Source organism: Phaeobacter sp. (assembly GCF_022825805.1).
Classification (GTDB): Bacteria; Pseudomonadota; Alphaproteobacteria; order Rhodobacterales; family Rhodobacteraceae; genus Phaeobacter.
Window position 1 is genome coordinate 34013 of record NZ_JAJDWC010000118.1, and the last position, 18984, is coordinate 52996.

Annotated in this window: 17 protein-coding genes; 10 read left to right on the plus strand and 7 right to left on the minus strand. The window is 57.7% G+C overall.

The features are described 5' to 3' along the window. Nucleotides 1-70 precede the first annotated feature (70 nt). Entirely contained in the window at nt 71-1321 is a 1251-nt protein-coding gene (locus tag Q0C28_RS13360) for an ABC transporter substrate-binding protein (RefSeq protein ID WP_293576576.1), read from the minus strand. Nucleotides 1322-1456: 135 nt separating this feature from the next. Between Q0C28_RS13360 and Q0C28_RS13365 the strand changes: the two genes are divergently transcribed. From Q0C28_RS13365 to Q0C28_RS13380, 4 genes are all read left to right on the plus strand, one after another. Then, complete coding sequence (locus Q0C28_RS13365; RefSeq protein WP_293576578.1) at nt 1457-2248, plus strand: IclR family transcriptional regulator; 792 nt, start codon at nt 1457-1459, stop codon at nt 2246-2248. Between the two features lie 16 nt (nt 2249-2264). Next, nucleotides 2265-3326: a sn-glycerol-3-phosphate ABC transporter ATP-binding protein UgpC gene (gene ugpC / locus Q0C28_RS13370; protein WP_293576579.1), complete on the plus strand. Its 1062-nt coding sequence runs from the start codon at nt 2265-2267 to the stop codon at nt 3324-3326. A gap of 184 nt (nt 3327-3510) precedes the next feature. Then, the gene (locus Q0C28_RS13375; protein ID WP_293576580.1) at nt 3511-3780 is read left to right on the plus strand and encodes a DksA/TraR family C4-type zinc finger protein; all 270 of its coding nucleotides are present in this window, start codon (nt 3511-3513) and stop codon (nt 3778-3780) included. 194 nt (nt 3781-3974) lie between these two features. After that, nucleotides 3975-5096 carry a serine/threonine protein kinase gene (locus Q0C28_RS13380; RefSeq protein WP_293576582.1) on the plus strand — a complete coding sequence of 374 codons (1122 nt, stop codon included), beginning with the start codon at nt 3975-3977 and terminating at the stop codon, nt 5094-5096. Nucleotides 5097-5178: 82 nt separating this feature from the next. Here Q0C28_RS13380 and Q0C28_RS13385 read toward each other — a convergent pair whose 3' ends face one another. From Q0C28_RS13385 to Q0C28_RS13395, 3 genes are all read right to left on the minus strand, one after another. After that, the gene (locus Q0C28_RS13385) at nt 5179-7023 is read right to left on the minus strand and encodes a M3 family oligoendopeptidase (protein ID WP_293576584.1); all 1845 of its coding nucleotides are present in this window, start codon (nt 7021-7023) and stop codon (nt 5179-5181) included. 207 nt (nt 7024-7230) lie between these two features. Then, nucleotides 7231-8217 carry an alpha/beta hydrolase gene (locus tag Q0C28_RS13390; RefSeq protein WP_293576586.1) on the minus strand — a complete coding sequence of 329 codons (987 nt, stop codon included), beginning with the start codon at nt 8215-8217 and terminating at the stop codon, nt 7231-7233. Beyond that, nucleotides 8217-8504, minus strand: coding sequence for an SCP2 sterol-binding domain-containing protein (locus Q0C28_RS13395; RefSeq protein WP_293576588.1), 288 nt, complete (start codon nt 8502-8504; stop codon nt 8217-8219). Before Q0C28_RS13395 ends, Q0C28_RS13390 begins: the two co-directional genes overlap by 1 nt. 97 nt (nt 8505-8601) lie before the next feature. On the opposite strand from Q0C28_RS13395, the gene Q0C28_RS13400 reads away from it, so the two are divergent. From Q0C28_RS13400 to Q0C28_RS13420, 5 genes are all read left to right on the plus strand, one after another. Then, nucleotides 8602-9171: a tetratricopeptide repeat protein gene (locus Q0C28_RS13400; RefSeq protein ID WP_293576590.1), complete on the plus strand. Its 570-nt coding sequence runs from the start codon at nt 8602-8604 to the stop codon at nt 9169-9171. Between the two features lie 38 nt (nt 9172-9209). Beyond that, nucleotides 9210-12092, plus strand: a complete 2883-nt coding sequence (locus Q0C28_RS13405) for a helicase-related protein (protein WP_293576592.1) — start codon at nt 9210-9212, stop codon at nt 12090-12092. Between the two features lie 7 nt (nt 12093-12099). After that, complete coding sequence (locus Q0C28_RS13410; protein WP_293576594.1) at nt 12100-12474, plus strand: RNA-binding S4 domain-containing protein; 375 nt, start codon at nt 12100-12102, stop codon at nt 12472-12474. 63 nt (nt 12475-12537) lie between these two features. After that, nucleotides 12538-12876: a ferredoxin FdxA gene (gene fdxA / locus Q0C28_RS13415; protein ID WP_293576596.1), complete on the plus strand. Its 339-nt coding sequence runs from the start codon at nt 12538-12540 to the stop codon at nt 12874-12876. A 374-nt stretch (nt 12877-13250) separates the two neighbouring features. Further along, complete coding sequence (locus Q0C28_RS13420; RefSeq protein ID WP_293576598.1) at nt 13251-13760, plus strand: CarD family transcriptional regulator; 510 nt, start codon at nt 13251-13253, stop codon at nt 13758-13760. A gap of 49 nt (nt 13761-13809) precedes the next feature. Here Q0C28_RS13420 and cobS read toward each other — a convergent pair whose 3' ends face one another. Further along, complete coding sequence (gene cobS, locus Q0C28_RS13425) at nt 13810-14574, minus strand: adenosylcobinamide-GDP ribazoletransferase (protein ID WP_366934241.1); 765 nt, start codon at nt 14572-14574, stop codon at nt 13810-13812. 94 nt (nt 14575-14668) lie between these two features. On the opposite strand from cobS, the gene cobT reads away from it, so the two are divergent. Beyond that, nucleotides 14669-15685: a nicotinate-nucleotide--dimethylbenzimidazole phosphoribosyltransferase gene (gene cobT / locus Q0C28_RS13430; RefSeq protein ID WP_293576602.1), complete on the plus strand. Its 1017-nt coding sequence runs from the start codon at nt 14669-14671 to the stop codon at nt 15683-15685. Between the two features lie 205 nt (nt 15686-15890). Here the strand turns inward: cobT and Q0C28_RS13435 are convergent, their stop codons facing one another. Together Q0C28_RS13435 and Q0C28_RS13440 are read right to left on the minus strand one after the other, a co-directional pair. Beyond that, the gene (locus tag Q0C28_RS13435) at nt 15891-17783 is read right to left on the minus strand and encodes a monovalent cation:proton antiporter-2 (CPA2) family protein (protein WP_293576603.1); all 1893 of its coding nucleotides are present in this window, start codon (nt 17781-17783) and stop codon (nt 15891-15893) included. A gap of 243 nt (nt 17784-18026) precedes the next feature. After that, a partial coding sequence (locus Q0C28_RS13440; protein ID WP_293576605.1) for a chemotaxis protein occupies nt 18027-18984 on the minus strand: 958 nt, incomplete at its 5' end.

Genomic DNA, 18984 nt, shown 5'->3' on the forward strand with positions numbered 1-18984 from the left:
TGACAGCGTCAGGCGAAGAAACCCCAGGGCCAGTCGGCTGGCCCCAGGTGATTTTTTGTAAGATCCAGGATCAGTAGACGCGTTCCCGCGCCTTTTCGAGCCGGTTCAAGATGTCTTCGAGATTGTCTGGGAACACCATGAATTCCTGGAAGCCTTCCATCGCGACGGAGGCCATTTCTGCCGGAGCGTCACGGTCGAAAAACTGCGCGATGCCGCCGGGCGAATTGGATGAGAGCATGGCGAAGCCCTGGTTCAGCATCTCATCATCATCCACCGATGAATTTGAATTGACCGGCAGTTGCCCCAGCGCGTCGCCGCTGTTGATCTTGGTCTGGTTATCAGCCGAGACCACGAACCGCAGGAATTCCCGGGCAGCTTCCTTGTTCTGCGCACCCGATGGAATGTGGAACGTATCTGTCGGTGCGTCTTCGGCCAGTTCGACATCGGGGTTGATGGCGGGGAACTGGTAGAAATCAAGCTGATCGGTACCCAGACCTGCCTCGCGCAGTGGGGCCACGGCAAAGTTGCCCATCAGATAGGCAGCGGCTTCACCTTTGACCATGAAGGGCAGGGCTTCTTGCCAGCTGTAAGACTGGTGGTTGTCAATGAACGCCCCCATGTCGATCAGCTCGCGCCAATTTGCAAAGGTCTGTTTTACGCGGTCATCGGTCCAGGAGATTTCGCCATTGGTCAGCGCCATATGGAAATCATAGCCGTTGGTGCGCATGTTCAGATAGTCAAACCACCCTCCGGCGGTCCAAAGGAACTTGGTGCCGATGGTGAAGCACTTGCGACCGGAATCCAGGATCTTCTGGCAGTTCGCCTTGAAGGTGTCCCAATCACCCGGCTCTTCGAGGCCGAGTTCTTTGTAGACGTCTTCGCGGTAGTAAACACCCCACTGATAATAGGTGTAGGGCACGCCCCATTGCTTCCCGTCGAGGGTCATTGCGCCTTTGGTTGAGGCCAAAGCGTCAGCAATTTCCGGTTCGTTCCAAAGGTCCGAGATATCCTCGAACAGGCCGGCCGACACATAGGGCCGCATCCGGTTGGCCGCATACCAGTTGGCCACATCTGGCGGATTCGCAGAGAGGAAGTTGCGGATCTGGGTCTTGTAGGCTTCGCGGTCGATCACGGTCAGTTCAACCGCCAGATCCGGATGCATCGCATCAAATTCCGCAGCCATTTGCTCCATCACCGCGCGTGGTGCCGGATTGGACATGTCCGAGAAAATCTTGAGCGTTCCGCTGAGTTCCGCTTGGGCTGCAGTGGCCAAGCCAAGGCTAAGCGCGATGCCTGCAACCGTTCCTTTCAAAGTATTCATGACGTCCTCCCTGTTGACGTGGATTCTCTGGTTTCATATAATGGAACCAAATTCCAACTATTGAAACTATGAACGTGCTCCGCTATGGATGTCAACAGCAACCTCCGGAACGCACGGGCAAGGGAGAGAGCAGAAATGGTAAAGACGGTGCCGCAAACACGGGATTCTGATGGTACGGTCGGCAAAGCGCTGGCGGTTCTCGATCAGATTGCGGAAGCTGGCCGTCCGGTTCGTTTTGGTGAAGTGCTGGCGGCCTCTGACCATCCCAAGGCCACGCTTTATCGGCTGGTGCAGACGCTGACCAAACAGGGAATGCTGGCCTATGACGAGGTACACCAGACCTACACACCGGGGCTGCGGCTGGTCCGTTTGGCCCATGCGGCGTGGCGTCAGAGCGCTCTGGCACCAGTGGCGCGTCCCTTTCTGGATCAATTGTCGGCAGATATCGGTGAGACCATCCACCTGGCACAGCTTGATCGCGGCCAGGTGTTGTACGTGGACAAACGCAATGCTGCCTCACCGATTGAGATGTTCAGCCAGGCTGGAAAGATCGGCCCTGGCTATTGCACCGGTGTGGGCAAAGCCATGATTGCGTTTTTGCCGAGCGAGGCCCAGGAGGACGCAATCCGACGGCAGGCGTTCTTTGCCCATACCTCGTTTACTCTGGCAACAGCAGATGCCTTGAGGGCGGAACTGGCGGATATCCGTGCGGCTGGCGTAGCATTCGACCGCGAAGAGCACGAGCCGGGCATCATCTGTGTGGCTGTTCCCATCCTGTCGAAAGCAGGAAAGGTGATGGGGGGGCTGTCGATCACATCCTCCGTGCAGCGGCAATCATTGGAAGGGTTGGACGCCTTGCGCCCGGCCTTGTTGAAAACGGCCGAGGATATCGCGGCAGCGGCGGAGACCTGGCAGTTTCCGAGTTAGAATAAGGGAGGGGCCTATGACCGGGGTCACACTGGCGAAAGCCGTGAAGAGATATGGGGACGTGCAAGTGATCCACGACGTGGATCTATCCATCGAAGACGGGGAGTTCTGCGTCTTTGTGGGGCCATCTGGTTGCGGCAAATCCACATTGCTGCGGATGATTGCAGGTCTTGAGGAGACCTCTGGCGGTGCGATCCATATTGGCGCGCGCGATGTCACCGACCTGGACGCGGCTGACCGTGGGGTGGCGATGGTGTTTCAGTCCTACGCGCTTTACCCGCATATGACGGTCGAGGAGAACATGGGGTTCGGGCTCAAGATGAATGGGCACCCCAAGGCCCAGATCACCGAAAAAGTTGCCGAAGCCAGCCGGATCCTGAAGTTGGATCAATATCTCAAGCGCAAACCAAAGGCATTGTCTGGTGGGCAGCGTCAGCGTGTGGCGATTGGCCGTGCGATCGTGCGGGGCCCTGAGGTGTTCCTCTTTGACGAGCCCCTGTCCAATCTGGATGCCGAACTGCGCGTTGATATGCGGGTGGAAATTGCGCGCCTGCACAAGGAAATCGGCGCGACGATGATCTATGTCACCCACGATCAGGTCGAGGCCATGACCCTGGCAGATAAGATCGTGGTCCTGCGCGCAGGCCGTGTGGAACAGGTTGGCAGTCCGATGGAGCTTTACTCCAATCCTGCCAATCGATTTGTTGCTGGCTTCATCGGCTCGCCGAGCATGAACTTCCTTGAAGGTCATGTCGACGGTGGCGCAGTCATCGTGCCCGCGCTTGAGGGCCGTGCAATTCAGACCTCTGTTCAACTGCCCAACCAGGGGGAAAAGGTGCTTGTTGGTTTGCGCCCCCAGCACCTGACGGTAGATGCGGGCGACAGTCGCCTGATCCTTGATCTGCGCGAACGGCTGGGTGGCGTGTCCTATGACTATCTGACAACGCCGACGGGGGAGAAAATCATCGTCGAAACCCGCGGAGACGAAGCGCACCCCGAAGGCACCTCTGTCACCTTGGCGTTTGACGACGCTGATGCATATTTCTTTGACGCCGTGACAGAACAGCGGCTGCGCTAGGGGTGTCTGCCGCGCCTTTTATGTGGTGCGGATCCTGGGTCTCTTGTCTGATTGCCGCACTTGCATACCTGCCAACTGGGCAAGATGCCTGCGTCACATGAACCGGCTGAGCCGCGTGGTGATTGGCATCTGTTGCTGAACGTGGCAGGCTTTTGCTTCTGGTGTCTTATCGGACGGAGCGTGCATGGCAGGTGGATGGGCAAAAGATGGTGCTGTTGGGGAGCAGATCGAGGCATTGATCAGTGACGAGCTGGCCCGTATGCGGGCGCGTTCTGCCCCCATGGGCGAAAGTTTCACCCATTGCGCCGACTGCGAAGAGCCGATCCCTGAACCACGTCGGCAGGCCATCCCTGGGGTGAAGCTGTGCATTGATTGTCAGCAAGATCGCGATGGGGCCCCGCAGCTGCGCAGTGGCATAAATCGCCGCGGCTCCAAAGACAGCCAGTTGAAGTGACGCGTGGCCCCGCGCCCGTATGGAAAATTCTTTCAAGGGTCATGGTGCAGTGCTATAGGGGCAGGGGGTAAAGGGACGATGGCGTCGTCCAAGAGCGCAAGCGTCTTGCCCGTATTCACGATCCTGTACGCCGGGACTTTCAATCGGGAGATTGAAGGCCCCGCCTCGGTCTCCCCCCACAGGAGGAGGCTGCGATGGGCTGGTCACCAGAAAAAACAGAAGTCAAAAGCTGGAACGAATGGGATACGCTGCGCCATGTCATCGTTGGCCGCGCGGATGATTGCCACATCCCACCAGAGGAGCCCGCGCTGGACGCAAAAGTCCCCGAAGACAGCGACATGCGTGGCCAATGGGGCCGCCGCCCGCAAGAAACCATCGACCGTGCCAATGAACTGTTGGACAATTTCGCCGATCAACTGCGTGGTCGCGGCATTCGTGTGGATCGCCCGGTGTCGATCGATCATGCACAGCCGGTGACAACCCCCGATTTTCACACCGAAAGTCAGTTTGGATGTATGCCGCCGCGCGATGTGTTGTTGACCGTGGGTCATGAAATGCTCGAAGCGACAATGTCCTATCGCTGCCGCTGGTTTGAGTATCTGAACTATCGGCCGTTGTTGCAGAAGTACTGGGAAGAAGACCCCAACTTCCGCCACGAGGCCGCGCCAAAACCTCGCCTGACAGATGCGGATTATCACCCTGATTACCTGAGCGAAAAGATTGGCGAAGCCAAGCGCTTGGAATGGGCGGCAGAGAAGTTCTTTGTCACCACCGAAGAAGAGCCGCTGTTTGATGCTGCTGACGTTCTGCGCTTTGGCAAGGATCTGGTCGTGCAGCACGGTTTCACAACCAACCTCAAGGGCATCGAGTGGCTGCGCCGTCACTTCCCCGATCACCGGGTGCATACTGTGAACTTCCCGGGCGACCCCTATCCGATCCACATTGACGCGACCTTTACGCCGTTGCGTCCAGGTCTGATCCTCAACAATCCGCAGCGCCGCCTGCCAGAGGATCAACGCGAAATGTTCAATAAAAACGGGTGGGAAATCGTGGATGCAGCGCAGCCAGCGCACAACACGCCGCCGCCGTTGTGCTATTCTTCGACCTGGCTGTCGATGAACGTGCTTGTGCTGGATCCCAAAACCGTTTGTGTCGAAAAGTCCGAGGTCTATCAGGCCGAACAGATGGACAAACTAGGCATGGAAGTGGTCGAGGTCGAGCTGCGCGATGCTTATGCGTTCGGCGGCGGTCTGCACTGCTGTACCGCGGACGTCTACCGCGACGGCGACTGTGAGGATTACTTCCCCCAACAGTGAGCCGCGATCCTCTGATACAACAAAAAGGCCGGGAGAACATATGTTCTTCCGGCCTTTTGCGTCTTGTCTGGCAGGGTTTGGATCAGGCTTCCATCGCCTCCAATTCGTCAATCATGTCTGAAATCATCCGCAGACCTTTGTCCCAGAATGTCGGGTCCGAGGCGTCCAGACCAAATGGGGCCAGCAGGTCCTTATGGTGTTTGGAGCCGCCCGCTTTTAGCATGTCGAAGTATTTTTCCTCGAACCCTTCGGCTCCGTCGGCATAAACGGAATAAAGCGCGTTCACCAAACCATCGCCAAACGCATAGGCGTATACGTAGAAGGGCGAATGGACGAAATGGGGGATATATGCCCAGAAGGTCTCGTATCCTTCCATGAAGTCAAAGGCTTCGCCAAGCGACTCTGCTTGAACCGACATCCACAGCGCGTTGATGTCATCTGGTGTCAGCTCGCCCTCGGCGCGGGCTGCGTGCAGTTTGCATTCAAAGTCATAGAAAGCAATTTGGCGCACGACCGTGTTGATCATGTCCTCGACCTTGCCTGCGAGCAGGATCTTGCGTTCGTTCTGGTCCTTTGCTTTTTCCAGCATCTTGCGGAAGGTCAGCATTTCCCCAAACACGGATGCCGTCTCTGCCAGGGTCAGCGGTGTGGAGGAGAGCATTTCCCCCTGTTCCGCCGCCAGCACCTGATGCACGCCGTGGCCCAGTTCGTGGGCAAGTGTCATGACATCCCGCGGTTTGCCCAGATAGTTCAACATCACATAGGGATGCACGTCGGTGACGGTTGGATGGGCAAAAGCGCCGGGGGCTTTGCCTGGCTTCACGCCCGCATCAATCCAGCCTTTGCTGAAGAAAGGCTCTGCAATTTCACCCATACGCGGGTCAAAGGCGTTATAGGCATCCATCACCGTTGTGCGCGCCTCGTCCCAGTTGACGACCCGGCTGGTTTCCATCGGCAGCGGTGCATTGCGGTCCCAGACCTGCATCCGATCAAGGCCGAGCCACTTGCGCTTCAGCTCATAGTAACGATGAGACAGCTTTGGGTAGGCGGCAACAACAGCTTCGCGTAGGGCGTTGACCACCTCTGGTTCGACATGATTGGACAGGTGGCGCCCCATTTGTGGTGAAGGCATGCCGCGCCAGCGGTCCAGGATTTCTTTCTCTTTAGCTTGTGTGTTGTGGACGCGGGCAAAGATCTTGATGTTGTCGGCAAAGACGCGTGCCAGTTCCCGCGCTGCCGCTTCGCGCTTGCTGCGATCCTGTTCGGTCAGCAGGTTCAGCGTGCCTTCGATGTTCAGCTCTTCGCCGTCCACCGTGAAGGTCAGACCGGCGATGGTTTCGTCAAACAGCCGCTCCCAGGCGTCACCCACGACCCCAAGATCGTGCAGGAACTTTTCCAACTCATCCGACAGCTGGTAGGGCTTCATCGAGCGGATGCGATCAAAGATCGGTTTATAGCGGGCCAGATCGCTGTTTTTGGCGAAATGTGCGTCCAGCTGGCTGTCATCTATCCGGTTGATTTCAAGCGTGAAAAACACCAGCGGTGTGGTGAAGATGGTGATCTTTTCCTGCATATCGGACATGAACTTTGCCCGCGCTGCATCCGTTGTGAGTTGATAGTAGCGCAGGCCCGCAAACGACATGATCCGCCCTGCGATGGCGTTGATCTTCTCGTTGCGCAGAACACAGGTCAGCAACCCATCTGCATCAAGGTCGGACAGTTTGCCTTCGTAGTCCGCCGCAAATGCCGCGCATTCGGTTTCCAGCCAGCCCAAATCCCGTTCCAGCTCAGCCGCGTCTTCTGAGCTGTAAAGATCGCTCAGATCCCATTCAGGCAGATTTCCCAATCCGTCCGGCCCTGCTCCGCCAGCGGCATGGGCATTTGCATCAAGCAGGCGGTCACGGTCGAAAAGGGGAGAGTTGAACATTGCTGCACCTCAGGCTGTTTGGTTTCCCAGAACATCTAAGGGGCGGATATGCAGATCACAAGCGCACATGAAAAAGCGCACATTGGCAAACATCGACAGTATGACGCTGATCAGCAGCAGGCAGAAGGTCGCGAGGGAGGCTGGCCCCCAGCGGAGGCACGCAATTCCAAACGTGGTGGACACAACTCTGGTTGCTGATGCGAACGCTCAATCGCGATGCTGATCAAAGAAGGCAGCGATCCGTGCGAACACATTTGTGCGGGTGCCATGGTCTTCCATCATGACTTCGTGTTGGGCGCCATCGATCATCGCCAGCTCACCACTCGGCCAGCGTGCCATGCGTTGGTGGATGGCGTCGGTGTTCACAATTTGCTCTTCTGTGCCAAGAAATGTCAGACAGGGCAGGGAGGGCGAGGGTCTGCGGGCCAATTGGGCGCACGCCTTGATGCTCTCGGTCAGCCAGCGCACCGTCGGGCCCCCGACTGCGAGCCTCGGATCCATCGTCACCTGTCTTTGCATCAGGCGGTACATATCCGCGTCATTTGTCAGCGCATTGCCGGGAAACGGGGTCGCAAGCACATAGGGATCAATCGTTGTGGTCGGCGTTCGCATGGAGGCCAGACCGAAACCCGGCCCAACCAAGCTGAGCAAATTGGCAAGGGGGCGCAGGGGCGCGGGGATTTGTATGCCCCACATCGGGGCTGAAAACACGCAGGCCTTCACTGGTAGCGCTTCATAGACGGCTTGCAGGCCGATGGCACCGCCCATGGAATGCCCCAGCAGGAACCAGGGTTTTGGCAAGTCCAACGTCTCAACCAATTTGATGCTGGCACGGACGTCGCGTTGATAATCTGAAAACCGTTCAACATGGCCCAGCGGGCTGTTGGGCAATGGGCGATCCGCCAGCCCCTGACCGCGCCAATCAATTGCCACCACTGTGTAACCCCGATTGGTCAGGTCAGACGCGGTGATGCCGTATTTCTCGATATATTCCGTGCGGCCGGGAAACAGGAGGATTGTGCCTTTGGCAGTCGCACCGTTTGGTTGCTGCTCTGGAGGGCGTGCATGCCAATGGCCCACGCGTATGCGTAGGCCATCGTCTGTTGTGACCCAATGCGCAGCACCGCCGTCCGGACCCTCGGCAAGTTCCGCGAGATAGGGGGCAGAGGTCAGCTCCATCAGGTCGCGTGCCATCAGGCCATTGCCGAGGCCAGTTTCATCGCGGTGCCCATGTCACCATCGATGGTCAGTTTGCCACTCATGAAGGCCGCTGTCGGGTTCAACTCCCCCTCGATGATCGCCTGGAAGGTCTCCGCATCTGCGCTCATGGTGACGTCGGCGTCATCATCCGAAATGCGCGCGCCGTCTGAATCAAGGATGATTGCGCCCATCCCCGAGATCTCGAATTTGGCGGATCCGTCGAAACCGCCGTCCATTTTGGCGTTCAGTGTTTCTGCAGCTTGTGTCAGCGCGTCGCTCATTGGTTTTCCTCATTTTGGTCGGGACCTGCAATTTTATGTGAGGGACATACCCCCAGGACTGGAAAATGCAGGCCACACAGTTACACTGTTAGCCATCATGGTTGTAAAATGTACCAAGCTCAAAGCTATCGTGGCGGCAACGTCTTTGACAGGGCTGATTTGGACCGCAGCGCCGGTTTTTTCCCAAAGCGGGACGGAGCCGGATGAGTTGCTGGCCGCCCTCGCAGAGGCAGACCGCGAGGAAGCCATTGCGCTTGACCGTTCGCTGCAGGCGATCTGGGACAAAAGCGGATCTGCGGCGATGGATTTTCTGTTGAAGCGCGGTCGCGATGCTATGGAGCGGGGCGAAACAAAAGCCGCGGTCGAACATTTCACTGCGCTGACGGATCATGCACCAGATTTTGCACGCGGATGGTATGAACGTGCCCGCGCCTATTTTGTGTCCGGGCTCTATGGGCCTGCGGTTGCAGATCTGGAACGCACGCTTGCTTTGAACCCGAACGACTACAACGCGCTTTATGCGCTCGGAACGTTGTTTGAACGCTTCAACGATCCGGATCGTGCCTATCGGGCCTACCTACTGGCACAGGCTATACATCCCCATCATGACAAGATAACCAGCGCGCTGGACCGGTTGAAAGACACTGTTTCGGGCAAAGAGCTTTAAGGCCACCGCGAAGAGGCGGCCTAGGTGTGAGGTGAAGGATGACAGCTGCGCAGATGGCCGGTGACACCCGCATAGTTGCGGTGTTGGGGCCAACAAATACCGGCAAAACCCACTATGCGATTGAACGGATGCTTGGCCATCGCACAGGCGTAATGGGGTTTCCGCTTCGGCTCTTGGCAAGAGAGGTCTATGACAAGGTCGTGGCCGCACGCGGGCCATCTGTCGTTGCCCTGGTGACGGGAGAAGAACGCATCGTGCCGCCGCGGGCGCAGTATTGGATCTGCACGGTCGAGGCCATGCCCGAGGGAATGGGCTGTGATTTCCTGGCCATCGATGAGATCCAGCTTTGTGCAGATCCGGAGCGAGGTCATGTGTTCACGGATCGCCTGCTGCGGGCGCGCGGCACCAAAGAAACCTTGTTTCTGGGTGCCGACACCATGCGTGGGCCGATTTCTGCCCTGGTGCCGGGGGTGCAGTTCGTGCGCCGCGAGCGAATGTCAGATCTGGTCTATGCGGGATCAAAGAAGATCAGCCGCATGCCGCCGCGCACGGCCATCGTTGGGTTTTCGGTCGACAATGTTTACGCCATCGCCGAATTGATCCGGCGCCAAAAAGGCGGTGCTGCGGTGGTGATGGGCGCGCTCAGCCCGCGGACGCGGAATGCGCAGGTCGCGATGTATCAAAACGGCGAGGTTGACTACCTTGTGGCGACAGACGCGATCGGGATGGGGCTCAACCTCGACATCGATCACGTCGCCTTTTCCTCGCTTTCTAAATTTGATGGTCGCCGCATGCGGCCGCTGGCGCCAAATGAACTGGCCCAGATTGCCGGGCGCGCCGGTCGTGGCATGTCGCACGGCAGTTTCGGTGTGACCGGCGATGCGCCGCCCTTGGACGAAGGCGTTGCCCAGGCGATTATGGACCACCGCTTCACGCCGCTGAAAAAACTCAACTGGCGCTCTGCGGCGCTGCAATTTGGCACGGTGGATGCGCTGATCCGGTCCCTCGAATCATCGCCGCAGGACCCTACGCTGGTCAAAGCACGCGAAGCAGATGACCTGATTGCGCTCAAATCCCTGTCTCAACAGGCAGACGTCATTGACCGAACTACGACGGCTCCATCGGTGCAACTGCTGTGGGATGTATGTCGCGTTCCTGATTTTCGTGGGATTTCTCAGGCTGAACATGCGGGCCTGTTGGGGGTGCTTTTCCAGTATTTGCACGATTCTGGCAGGGTCCCCGATGATTGGCTGGCGCGGCAGATCAAGCGCATTGACCGGGTTGACGGAAACATCGACGTTCTGTCCAAACGGCTGGCCTTTATCCGGACCTGGACCTATGTCGCACAAAGGAAGGGCTGGGTTCGTGATGAAAGTCATTGGCGTGACCAAACGCGCGCTGTAGAAGACAGATTGTCAGACGCCTTGCACGAACGTCTGACTCAGCGATTTGTGGACCGGCGCACGTCCGTGCTTTTGCGCCGGCTCAAACAGAAGGAGGCCCTTTTGGCCGAAGTTAATGACAAAGGTGAAGTGACCGTCGAAGGGGAATTCGTTGGTCGTCTCGAGGGTTTCCGGTTCTCGCCGGACAAGGGTGCTCAGGGTGCCGAAGCGAAGGCTTTAAAGTCTGCGTCCTTGCAGGCGCTTGCTCCGCAATTCCATCTGCGGGCAGATCGTTTTTACAACGCGCCTGATACCGAGATTGATTTTACCGATCAGGGTGGCCTGATGTGGGGCGAATACGCGGTCGGGAAACTGGTCGCAGGCGCAGATCCGTTGAACCCGCGCATTGACGTATTTGTTGATGATGCGGCTGGTCCGGATGTGGCTCAGAAGGTCGAGCGCCGTCTACAGCACTTCATTTCCCGCAAGATCAATGCGCTGTTTGAGCCGCTTTTGAACCTGCAACGCGACGAAGAGCTGTCTGGTCTGGCGCGTGGTTTTGCGTTCCGCATGGTCGAAGCGCTGGGACTTTTGCCCCGTGCAGAGGTGGCCCAAGAGGTCAAAGACCTGGATCAAGACGCCCGCGGTGCTCTGCGCAAACATGGCATCCGCTTTGGTCAGTTCACCATCTTCATGCCTCTGCTTCTGAAACCCGCGCCGACCCGCTTGCGGCTTGTGTTGTGGGCGCTGTCGAAAGGTCTGACTGAATTTCCAGATGCACCGCCTGCGGGCCTGGTGACGGTTCCGGCCACAACTGACGCGCCCGAAGGCTACGCCACTATGTGTGGTTATCGCAATGCAGGCGAGCGGATGATCCGGATCGATATGCTGGAGCGGCTGGCCGACATGCTGCGCGCCGAAGACAGCCGTGGCGGTTTCGAAGCCAAAGCCGATATGCTGTCCATCACCGGCATGACGCTCGAGCAGTTTGCTGATCTGATGCAGGGCCTTGGCTACCAGGCTGAGCGCGCGGAGCGGGTTAAGGTGAAAGCCGCGCCTGTTGTTGAAGCGCCCGCAGATCCTGCCGCTGCTGAGGCTGCGGGTGAAGACACGGCTGCAGGTGACGATAAACCTGCCGAGGTTGATGTGGCCGCGGAGACGCCAGCTGAGACAACGGCAGAGCCGCAAGCCGAGCCTGCAGAGGCTGCGACCGGCGCTGAAAACGAGGCCGCAACGCCGAGCGAACCCGAGATGGAGGTCTATTTCACCTTCACATGGGGTCGCAACCGCGCGAAAGGTGCTCATCAGGGACAAGGCCGCCGTCGCCAGGGCGGAGAGCCGTCGCGAGGTGGCAAGCCAGATGGTGACCGTGGCAAAGGCGGCAAGCCGCGTCGCGGTGGTAAACCTGCCAAGAAAGGTGGCCCCCGTTCGGATCAGAACAGCAAAGTCTATTCCGCGCGACCACCAAAAAAGGAAAAGCAGATTGATCCAGACAACCCCTTCGCCGCGGCGTTGATGGGGCTGAAACAGGACAACTGACCTGGCTATGGTGCCGTCGTCGGAGAAAATCCGTGTGGACAAATGGCTGTGGCAGGCCCGGTTTTTCAAAACCCGGAGCCTGTCCGCCAAGCTTGTCACTGCCGGACATCTTCGCATCAACGGCACCAGGGCCACCAAACCATCCCAGAACGTCTCCCCCGGGGACGTCCTGACCTTTCCGCAGGGGCGGGAGATACGCACGATCCAGGTTGAGGCGATCGGAACCCGGAGGGGACCAGCACCCGAAGCCGCAGGCCTGTACCTCGATTTGACCGAAAAACAGGACCACGTGCCACAGAACCCGCGCTTCGAAGGAAAAGGTCGCCCTGACAAGAAACAGCGTAGAGCACTTGATCTTACTCGTAAGCAGAGTGCGTTTTGACATCTTGAAGCCTTACCGCTTGTGAATTAGCTATTCGCCAAACAGAAACGGGACTCGCCCAAAATGACCTATGTCGTTACGGACAACTGCATCGCTTGCAAATACACAGACTGTGTTGAGGTCTGCCCAGTAGATTGTTTCTACGAGGGTGAGAACACATTGGTCATTCACCCTGACGAATGCATCGACTGCGGCGTCTGTGAACCGGAATGCCCAGCGGACGCCATTCGCCCCGACACCGAGCCTGACATGGACAAATGGGTTGAATTCAATCGCAAGTATTCGGAACTTTGGCCTGTGATCGTATCCAAGAAAGATCCGATGCCAGGCTACGAAGAGCGTGACGGCGAAGAGGGCAAATTGGAGAAATACTTCTCTGAGGCGCCCGGCGAAGGCGGCTAACACCCTGAATGATTCCATCTTGTGTGGAACACAGCTTCTTGAAACGGCACGTGCGCACCAAACCGCCGTGCCGTTTTTGTATTTTCGGACAAAAGCCTTTTGTAATCAGTGCATTGCCAGTTTTTTGTGTGATGTCTTTTTATCTCATTGACCGCCATGGGCCATCGGCTTTTTTCAGGCCCAAAATTATGTTATGCTAAAGCGGTAGACCGATATAACCGAATGCCCGCCTTGACCGTGCGTTGGAAAGCGCATGGCCACAGAGGCGGCTTTTCTGTGACATGTAAGGGAGCGCAGATCCGGCTGTCGCCGGAACCCAGCCGTGTCGCAGCACGGCCGACGCTGATGTCGGCACATAGCGAGGAAAGACCTGTATGACCAAGACGAAAAAGCCCGAATTTCGGCCGGATGATTATGTTGTGTACCCTGCACATGGCGTGGGACAGATCATCTCCATCGAAGAACAAGAAGTGGCTGGGTTCAAGCTAGAACTGTTCGTGATCACCTTTGAAAAAGACAAAATGACCCTGCGGGTGCCGACTCATAAGGCAACCGAAATTGGCATGCGGTCCCTTAGCTCGCCAGATGTGATTGCCAAAGCCATGACCACGCTGAAAGGCAAGGCGAAGGTCAAGCGTGCCATGTGGTCCCGTCGGGCGCAGGAGTATGAGCAAAAGATCAATTCAGGCGATTTGATTTCGATTGCTGAAGTTGTGCGCGATCTCCACCGCACAGATGACCAGCGAGAGCAGAGCTACTCCGAGCGGCAGCTTTATGAAGCGGCGCTGGAACGTCTGACCCGCGAAGTTGCAGCGGTTTCTGGCGGTGATGAGATTTCGGCGGCGAAACAAGTCGATGATGTCCTGACATCCCGCGCTGCCTAAGGCCAGATAAACAAGAAGCGCAGGGGAGACCCTGCGCTTTTTTTTGGGCTCAGACGTAGAGTGCGAGCAGGCACAACAGCCCGGCAATTTCGCTGATCTGCTGCGTCGCGCCGAGCACATCGCCGGTTTGTCCGCCAATCTTTGCGCGCGCTAGTTTGGCAACCGCTGCGGCAGCAACCAACATTACGCCAGTGGCTACAATAGCGCTGCTGCCCAACAGAGCGATCGCCCCAATCAGCGCGACACCAACACCAACATAGGCCCGAGTGGGCTTTGGCTTACCCACCGACTGCGACAAGCCGGAATGGCGTGCATTGGGCATATGCGCCATCAAGACAGGCATCATGGCCCGGCTCAGCATCGCGGTGGCAATCACGATCCACACGCCGGTCACGGGGATCAAAGCAGCGAGCGCCCCCCAGCGCAATCCGATCCCGATGATCAGCGCCAAGACGCCATAGGTTCCGATATGGCTGTCTTTCATGATATCCAATCGCCTGCCGCGGTCGAAACCGCCCCAGAAACCATCCACGGTATCGGCCAACCCATCTTCGTGCATGGCACCGCTGAGCAGGATCAAAACTGCGATCATCAGCCCTGCAGAAACAACGGCCGGCAGCCCGATAGAGAGTGAAATCTGACCTATAGCTGCAGCGGGCAAAGCAACAGCTAGACCTGCAAATGGGAAGGCCCATACAGCCTGTGCTTGTCTTGCGAAGTCGCTTTTGTCCAAATGCGGTAGTGGTAAACGGGTTAGGAGAACGAGGGAAAGTAGGATATCTATAATCTTCATGTCGTTTTTTGGCATAAGCATGGCTCTGGCAGGACTTGCGGTGTGACTGGGAACAGGTACATACGGTTAAACCGCTTTACCTGCGGCCCCCCCTTGGATGCAATGAGGCTTTTGAATGCTGTCTCCGCTGTTTTCACTTGATCACTTCCGCGCCCAGCTGGCTCAGGCGCCAGGCGTGGACTCCGAAGCCGAAACGGCCGCGGCAGAGCGCAACGCGCAGCTCACCAAACCGCCGGGGTCTTTGGGCCGCCTGGAGGATCTTGCAATCTGGTACGCAAGCTGGCGTGGCGCCGCACGGCCCATGATCACCGCACCCCAGGTGATCATCTTTGCGGGCAACCATGGTGTGGTTCAGCAGGGCGTTTCGGCGTTTCCGGGCGAAGTGACCTCGCAGATGGTGGCCAACTTCCAAAATGGTGGCGCTGCGATCAATCAATTGTCGAAGATGGCCGGGGCCCGGCTGGATGTGCACAGCATCGAACTGGACCGCCCGACACAGGATTTCACCCAGGACGCGGCGATGACAGAGGAAGAGCTGCTGTCTGCTCTGCAAATCGGCTGGAATTCGGTTGATCCAGAGGCCGACCTTGTTGTGGTCGGAGAAATGGGCATCGGCAACACCACGCCTGCGGCTGCGCTGGCTTGTGCGCTTTTTGGTGGCGATGCCGGAGAGTGGACGGGCCGTGGCACCGGTGTGGATGATGCGGGCCTGGCGATCAAAACCCGCGTGGTTGCTGAGGGCGTCGCAAAACACGGACCGCATATCAACGATGGTCTGGAGGCTCTGCGCAGGCTTGGGGGCCGTGAAATCGCCGCAATGGCAGGTGCGATGGTTGCGGCGCGTATGATGCGCATCCCACTGATTCTAGATGGGTTCATCTGTTGCGCCGCCGCGGCATGTCTGGCGCGTCTGGATCCTAACTCTCTGGATCATGCGGTTGCCGGACACCAAAGCGCAGAGGGCGCGCATGCTGCGCTGTTGAAGCACCTGGGCAAGCCTCCGTTTTTGACGCTCGACCTGCGATTGGGAGAAGGCTCTGGCGCTGCGCTGGCGATCCAGATTTTGCGGGGCGCTGTCGCCTGTCACAGTGGCATGGCAACATTTGCCGAAGCAGGCGTTTCAGACGGTTGATGGTCTGGCGCGGCAGATCCTGTCGCGGCGATATCACTTACCACAACTTTGAGTGTTTGCCCTTTTTGGGGCGTATCGTAGCCGCCTGATTAACGGCTGCGAGCTAGACATTTTAGTCGACATAAAGGGCGCGCACCTAGGACGCATATCCAATGCGTTCCTTTTACCGATGGGCGATACTTGGTCGCTTCGGCAGCTTGGTCGATCAGGCAGAGCGCCCCGAGGATTTGGCGCGTTCTTCGACCATTTCCAACAGCGCGGTTTCGAGATCCTTTTCCAACTCCCGCGCTCTGGCGATATATGCCGGGTTTTCGCTGGTCGATTTGTCGGGATCCCAATGGCTCGCCAAATCTCTGATGGTCTTGCGGTCGTGTGCATAGAAAGTCTGTTCGGCTTGCGCGGCCTCGTATTCGCTCAGTCCGATTTGCTCCAGCACGTAGCGGCCTGCCCGCAGAGAACTGTCAAACACCTCGCGGACAATATCATCGGCACCTGCACGATAGAGCGCATAAACATGATTGCGATCATAGGCGCGGGCCACGATGTGCAGGTCCGGGTAGTTGCGCCGCGCATGGGAAACCAGGCGCAGGCTCGCATCACGATCATCCAGGGCGACAACAAGGACGCTAGCCTTGGCAATACCGGCGGCTTTCAACAATTCGGGGCGGGTTGGATCGCCAAGGAAACCTTTGACGCCGAAGCGGCGCATCAGCTGGATGGACGCCATATTGCTGTCGAGCACGACCGTGTTAAACCCGCTGGCCCGCACCAGCCGGTTGACGATCTGACCAAAGCGGCCAATGCCAGCGACGATGACAGGGCCTTGCTCATCAATTTCGTCGGCCTGATCCTCAGTCGGGGTTTCTGTGGCGTATTTCGACAACAGATCATACAGGATGAACAACAGTGGTGTGATCAGCATCGACAGCGCGATCACCAGCAGCAGTTTTTCCGATAATGCGGGCGGCACAACATTCAATTGCCGCGAAAATGCGAGCAAGACGAAGCCGAACTCCCCGGCCTGTGCCAAGCCAAGGGTGAATAGCCAATGATCCCGACGGGTCAGACCAAAAGCTTTGCCAACAAAGTAGAGCACCAGCCCCTTGGCAATGATCACCAACAGCGCAAGCCCGATCAGATCGCCGGGATCTGCGAGGAAAAGCCGGTAGTTGATACCCGCGCCAACGGTGATGAAGAAAAGGCCAAGCAAGAGTCCCTTGAAGGGGTTGAGGTCGCTCTCCAGCTCGTGGCGAAACTCGCTGTTGGCCAGCACGACGCCCGCCAGAAACGCACCGAGCGCTGGGGACAGGCCAACCAGCGTCATCAGAAACGAGATGCCCACAACAATCATCAAGGCCAGCGCAGTGTACATCTCGCGCAGGTTAGAGGCATGGATGAAGCGGAACACCGGCCGAGTTAGGTAAACCCCTGCCAGGATGATCGCAGCGATTGCTGCAATTGTGACCAACGTCACACCCCAGCCTGGCAAACCTTCGACCAGGGACAGGGTTGCGTGGGCGCCGTGGCCATGAGCCTCTTCGGTGGGGCGGGAAATGGAGCCGTCGCCATTAAAATGCGCGGTTCCTTTCATGGCCAACAAGGGCAGCAGGGCCAGAATCGGGATGACGGCGATGTCCTGGGTCAGCAACACGGAAAAGGTCGCGCGCCCGCCGCCTGTGCGCATCAAACCTTTTTCAGAGAGTGTCTGCAAAACGATCGCGGTTGAGGACAGCGACAACGCCAGGCCGATCGCCAATGCGACCTGCCATGTTTCGCCCGCTAACATCGCGGCCCCCATCAACGCGACTGTGCTTAGCAGGATCTGCAAGCCACCAAGACCGATCAGCTTGTGCCGCATGGCCCAAAGCGCTCTGGGTTCCAGCTCCAGACCGATCAAAAACAGCATCATGACGACGCCAAATTCGGCGAAATGTCGGAGATCTTCGGCTTCGCTGCCAACAAGACCAAACACGGGTCCAATCAGAATACCGGCGGCAAGGTAGCCGAGGACCGACCCCAGACCCAAGCGCGCAGCAATAGGGACCGCGATCACTGCGGCGGCGAGATAAATGGTCGCCTGATAAAGAAATGCATCCATGTTATTTGGTATCGCAAGGCCTTGCTCTCATGGCAACGGCAAAGATCTCTCGGGCGGTAACGCGACGCCTGCCGTGTCAAGATCCCGACAGCTTTGGCTGGTTTTTTGTGCCCACCGGTGAGTGCTTGATACGATATGGGGGAACTTTTGGGTATTGCGCGGGCCACTGCAACGCCTGTCAGGGCCTGCACAAAAAAGAGGCGGCAAAAGCCACCTCTCTTGTTCTCTCAAACTGTGGGGAATTTACTCGACGCCGCGGATCGCGTTGCTGAGTTTTCCGATCGTTTCAAGGCGATGAGAAATTCGCTCCTGAAATACACCGAGCTGATCAATGATGTCAGACAGCGTGTCGCCGGATTCCGGCAGGCGGGCACTTTCGATTTTACACAGCACCCGTGTCGAGCTCAGCCCGAGGAAGTGGCGATGCATGACCTGGCAGGCATGGGTGATCCGCAACGCTTCACGATCAACCTGGTCCAACCGCTTCTTGGCACCGGCCTCTTGCTGGTTGGACAGGTCAGATAAAACCTGACGCTCTTTTTCGATGTCAAATTGCCCGGATTCCCGGCGTTCGGACTGCAACTGCCGATCACATTCATTGAGGATACGGGACATGGAGTTGACGAACAGCGAATCTCCGACCGCCCGTTTGATTTGGGCAAAGTTGCTGTCTTTGCCCATTACGTGCGATTCGAACCAATCAGACATTTCGCGCGACATCGCGCCATAATTCTGGGACAGCACCGTGACCGGACCACCAGCGGGCTCAATCCGAGACGCAATGACCCGCAGATTGTGAGGGATCGTATGCATCGCATCGAAGTCTTTGATCAGCCCTTCGGTTTCAGCCACGAGCGCTTGTGCGTTTTCGGACATCTGGCGCAGGCTGAGGATCGTGCGATCAGGCTCCTGTCCCAGTCCCTGGTCGCGGGCAATCAGCTCTTCGCAGAGCGCTTGGGTGGCGAAATGGCGATAGTCCTCATATCCGAGGTTGGTGATCATCGACAGCAAGCGCTCTTTGCTTTCTTCGGGCGACAGATCTTCGGACTGTTCGGCTGCCAGCAGATCGGCATAGATCTTGCGAATGGTGTCAAACATGGCGCTGCTTGGCTTGAGCCGGGCCGACAAATATCCGCCTTCATAGGGGATCACGACTGCATACACCCAGTAGTACAGCCCGTCCTTCGCTTTGTTCTTCACA